This is a genomic window from Williamsia sp. Y853 (assembly GCF_056786495.1).
In genome coordinates this window covers 1-4,964 of the sequence record NZ_JBXCJC010000009.1, presented here as the reverse complement: position 1 = coordinate 4,964, position 4,964 = coordinate 1, and the positions used below count along the sequence as shown (strand labels likewise).

At 55.1% G+C, this 4,964-nt stretch carries 2 rRNA genes; both read right to left on the bottom strand.

Annotated features, from left to right (window positions below):
* Nucleotides 1-11: 11 nt before the first annotated feature.
* Nucleotides 12-3,227: ribosomal RNA gene (locus AC1TPF_RS27185) — 23S ribosomal RNA — on the bottom strand.
* A 413-nt stretch (nucleotides 3,228-3,640) separates the two neighbouring features.
* Nucleotides 3,641-4,964, bottom strand: a 16S ribosomal RNA gene (locus tag AC1TPF_RS27180); the annotation flags it as partial.

The following is a 4,964-nucleotide window of genomic DNA, read 5'->3' as shown; positions in this document are numbered from 1 at the left end:
AGTCATGTTTTGGTTGTAAGTCCTCGGCCGATTAGTACCAGTCACCTACACCCGTTACCGGGCTTCCAGTTCTGGCCTATCTACCCCATGGTCTGTAGGGGGCCTTAACCACGCAAAGGTGGTGAGAAACCTCATCTTGGAACAGGCTTCCCGCTTAGATGCTTTCAGCGGTTATCCCTTCCGAACGTAGCTAACCAGCAGTGCCCTTGGTAGGACAACTGGCACACCAGAGGTTCGTCCGTCCCGGTCCTCTCGTACTAGGGACAGGTTTCCTCAAGTTTCTTACGCGCGCGGCGGATAGAGACCGAACTGTCTCACGACGTTCTAAACCCAGCTCGCGTGCCGCTTTAATGGGCGAACAGCCCAACCCTTGGGACCTACTCCAGCCCCAGGATGCGACGAGCCGACATCGAGGTGCCAAACCATCCCGTCGATATGGACTCTTGGGGAAGATCAGCCTGTTATCCCCGGGGTACCTTTTATCCGTTGAGCGACACCGCTTCCACTTGCCGGTGCCGGATCACTAGTCCCGACTTTCGTCCCTGCTCGACATGTACGTCTCACAGTCAAGCTCCCTTGTGCACTTACACTCAACACCTGATTGCCAACCAGGCTGAGGGAACCTTTGGGCGCCTCCGTTACATTTTAGGAGGCAACCGCCCCAGTTAAACTACCCACCAGGCACTGTCCCTGAACCAGATCATGGTCCGAAGTTAGATGTCCAATACGATCAGAGTGGTATTTCAACAACGACTCCACACACACTGGCGTGCATGTATCACAGTCTCCCACCTATCCTACACAAACCGAACCGAACAACAATACCAAGCTATAGTGAAGGTCCCGGGGTCTTTTCGTCCTGCCGCGCGTAACGAGCATCTTTACTCGTAATGCAATTTCGCCGAGTCTGTGGTTGAGACAGCAGAGAAGTCGTTACGCCATTCGTGCAGGTCGGAACTTACCCGACAAGGAATTTCGCTACCTTAGGATGGTTATAGTTACCACCGCCGTTTACTGGGGCTTAAATTCTCAGCTTCACCACCGAAGTGATTAACCGGTCCTCTTAACCTTCCAGCACCGGGCAGGCGTCAGTCCGTATACATCGTCTTACGACTTCGCACGGACCTGTGTTTTTAGTAAACAGTCGCTTCTCTCTGGTCTCTGCGACCACACCCAGCTCGTNTCTTACGACTTCGCACGGACCTGTGTTTTTAGTAAACAGTCGCTTCTCTCTGGTCTCTGCGACCACACCCAGCTCACCGAGTAAATCGGATCACCAAACATGGTCCCCCTTCTCCCGAAGTTACGGGGGCATTTTGCCGAGTTCCTTAACCACAGTTCTCTCGATCGCCTTAGTATTCTCTACCTGACCACCTGTGTTGGTTTGGGGTACGGGCCGTGTCGCCACTCGCTAGAGGCTTTTCTTGGCAGCATAGGATCATGAAATTCGCCTCATTCGGCTACGCATCACCTCTCAGGCTTAATGTGTTCCGGATTTGCCTAGAACACGCCCTACAGGCTTACACCAGTACAACCACTGACTGGCCCCACTACCTTCCTGCGTCACCCCATCGCTTGACTACTACCAACCAAGGTCCTGCGCATAGGATTCCAGGCCACCCGAAGGCGGTAAGGAACATTCTGGGCAGTTAGTACAGCTGATTCATCACGGGCGCGACTACACGGGTACGGGAATATCAACCCGTTGTCCATCGACTACGCCTGTCGGCCTCGCCTTAGGTCCCGACTCACCCTGGGCGGATTAGCCTGGCCCAGGAACCCTTGGTCATTCGGCGGCGAAGTTTCTCACTTCGCTTTCGCTACTCATGCCTGCATTCTCACTCCCACACCCTCCACACCTGGATCACTCCGATGCTTCCATGGATGCAGGACGCTCCCCTACCCACCCACACCACTGCTCAAGTCCCCGCAGGAACAAGAGAATGTATTGTGTGAGTGCCGCGGCTTCGGCGGTGTACTTGAGCCCCGCTACATTGTCGGCGCAGGATCACTTGACCAGTGAGCTATTACGCACTCTTTCAAGGGTGGCTGCTTCTAAGCCAACCTCCTGGTTGTCTTCGCGACCCCACATCCTTTTCCACTTAGTACACGCTTAGGGGCCTTAGCCGGCGATCTGGGCTGTTTCCCTCTCGACTACGAACCTTATCGCCCGCAGTCTCACTGCCGCACTCTGACTCACTGGCATTCGGAGTTTGGCTGACGTCAGTAACCTTGTAGGGCCCATCGGCCATCCAGTAGCTCTACCTCCAGTGAGGAACATGCGACGCTGCACCTAAATGCATTTCGGGGAGAACCAGCTATCACGGAGTTTGATTGGCCTTTCACCCCTACCCACAGCTCATCCCCTCCATTTTCAACTGAAGTGGGTTCGGTCCTCCACGACGTCTTACCGTCGCTTCAACCTGGCCATGGGTAGATCACTCCGCTTCGGGTCTAGACCCGGCGACTCAAACGCCCTATTCGGACTCGCTTTCGCTACGGCTGCCCCTCACGGGTTAACCTCGCCACCGAGCACTAACTCGCAGGCTCATTCTTCAAAAGGCACGCCATCACCGGCCGTCGACTAAACGACGCATCGGCTTTGACGGATTGTAAGCGCACGGTTTCAGGTACTATTTCACTCCCCTCCCGGGGTACTTTTCACCTTTCCCTCACGGTACTAGTCCGCTATCGGTCACCAGGGAGTATTCAGGCTTATCGGGTGGTCCCGACAGATTCACAGCAGATTTCACGGGCCCGCTGCTACTTGGGTGTCTACTACAACAGTTGTCATGTTTTCGTCTACGGGACTCTCACCCTCAACGGCAGGCCGTTCCAGACCACTTCGACTAACACAACAATTTTTTACTGTCGGCCGATCCGGCAGAATCGACAAAATAGATCCCACAACCCCACACAGACAACCCCTGCCGGGTATCACATCTGCATGGTTTAGCCTCATCCGCTTTCGCTCGCCACTACTCACGGAATCACATGTTGTTTTCTCTTCCTGTGGGTACTGAGATGTTTCACTTCCCCACGTTCCCTCCACACACCCTATATATTCAGGTGCGGGTAACACGACATCACTCGTGCTGGGTTTCCCCATTCGGACACCCTCGGATCACAGCTCGGTTGACAGCTCCCCGAGGCTTATCGCAGCCTCCTACGTCCTTCATCGGCTCCTGGTGCCAAGGCATCCACCGTACGCTCTTAAACACTTACAAACATTTATCAAAACAAAAATAAAGATGCTCGCATCCACTGTGCAATTCTCAAACAACACACACCAACCACATCCAACACCCCAACCCACACTCTTCAGCATGTGTTGATAACAGGCGGACCGCAATCGGCATCCATGTCTAACCCTAGAAAAAACTCATCTCTGCTCTCACAGAGGTGTGTTCCCTCAGGACCCAATAGTGTGTCAATGCCCTGCCCTCTCACGAGGAACAGGCGCCGAAACGGATTCGTAAATGAAACCGACTGGCATTGTTAGCGTTTCACCCATGAGCTCCCACCGCCAAACATTTGCTGACGTAATGGGGCCACTCATTCACACCATCAACTCCCGCAAAGGAGTGATGCCGGCGCTGGTACAAAGCAGCACGAAGAATGAGTTTATGTTGCTCCTTAGAAAGGAGGTGATCCAGCCGCACCTTCCGGTACGGCTACCTTGTTACGACTTCGTCCCAATCGCCAATCCCACCTTCGACGGCTCCCTCCCACAAGGGGTTGGGCCACCGGCTTCGGGTGTTACCAACTTTCATGACGTGACGGGCGGTGTGTACAAGGCCCGGGAACGTATTCACCGCAGCGTTGCTGATCTGCGATTACTAGCGACTCCGACTTCACGGGGTCGAGTTGCAGACCCCGATCCGAACTGAGACCGGCTTTAAGGGATTCGCTCCACCTCACGGTATCGCAGCCCTCTGTACCGGCCATTGTAGCATGTGTGAAGCCCTGGACATAAGGGGCATGATGACTTGACGTCATCCCCACCTTCCTCCGAGTTGACCCCGGCAGTCTCTCACGAGTCCCCGCCATAACGCGCTGGCAACATAAGATAGGGGTTGCGCTCGTTGCGGGACTTAACCCAACATCTCACGACACGAGCTGACGACAGCCATGCACCACCTGTATACCGACCACAAGGGGGGCCATATCTCTATGGCTTTCCGGTATATGTCAAACCCAGGTAAGGTTCTTCGCGTTGCATCGAATTAATCCACATGCTCCGCCGCTTGTGCGGGCCCCCGTCAATTCCTTTGAGTTTTAGCCTTGCGGCCGTACTCCCCAGGCGGGGTACTTAATGCGTTAGCTACGGCACGGATCCCGTGAAAAGGAACCCACACCTAGTACCCACCGTTTACAGCGTGGACTACCAGGGTATCTAATCCTGTTCGCTACCCACGCTTTCGTTCCTCAGCGTCAGTTACTACCCAGAGACCCGCCTTCGCCACCGGTGTTCCTCCTGATATCTGCGCATTTCACCGCTACACCAGGAATTCCAGTCTCCCCTGTAGTACTCAAGTCTGCCCGTATCGCCCGCACGCTTGGAGTTAAGCCCCAAGTTTTCACGAACGACGCGACAAACCGCCTACGAACTCTTTACGCCCAGTAATTCCGGACAACGCTCGCACCCTACGTATTACCGCGGCTGCTGGCACGTAGTTGGCCGGTGCTTCTTCTCCAGGTACCGTCACTTTCGCTTCGTCCCTGGTGAAAGAGGTTTACAACCCGAAGGCCGTCATCCCTCACGCGGCGTCGCTGCATCAGGCTTGCGCCCATTGTGCAATATTCCCCACTGCTGCCTCCCGTAGGAGTCTGGGCCGTGTCTCAGTCCCAGTGTGGCCGGTCGCCCTCTCAGGCCGGCTACCCGTCGTCGCCTTGGTAGGCCATTACCCCACCAACAAGCTGATAGGCCGCGGGCCCATCCCAAACCGCCGGAGCTTTCCACC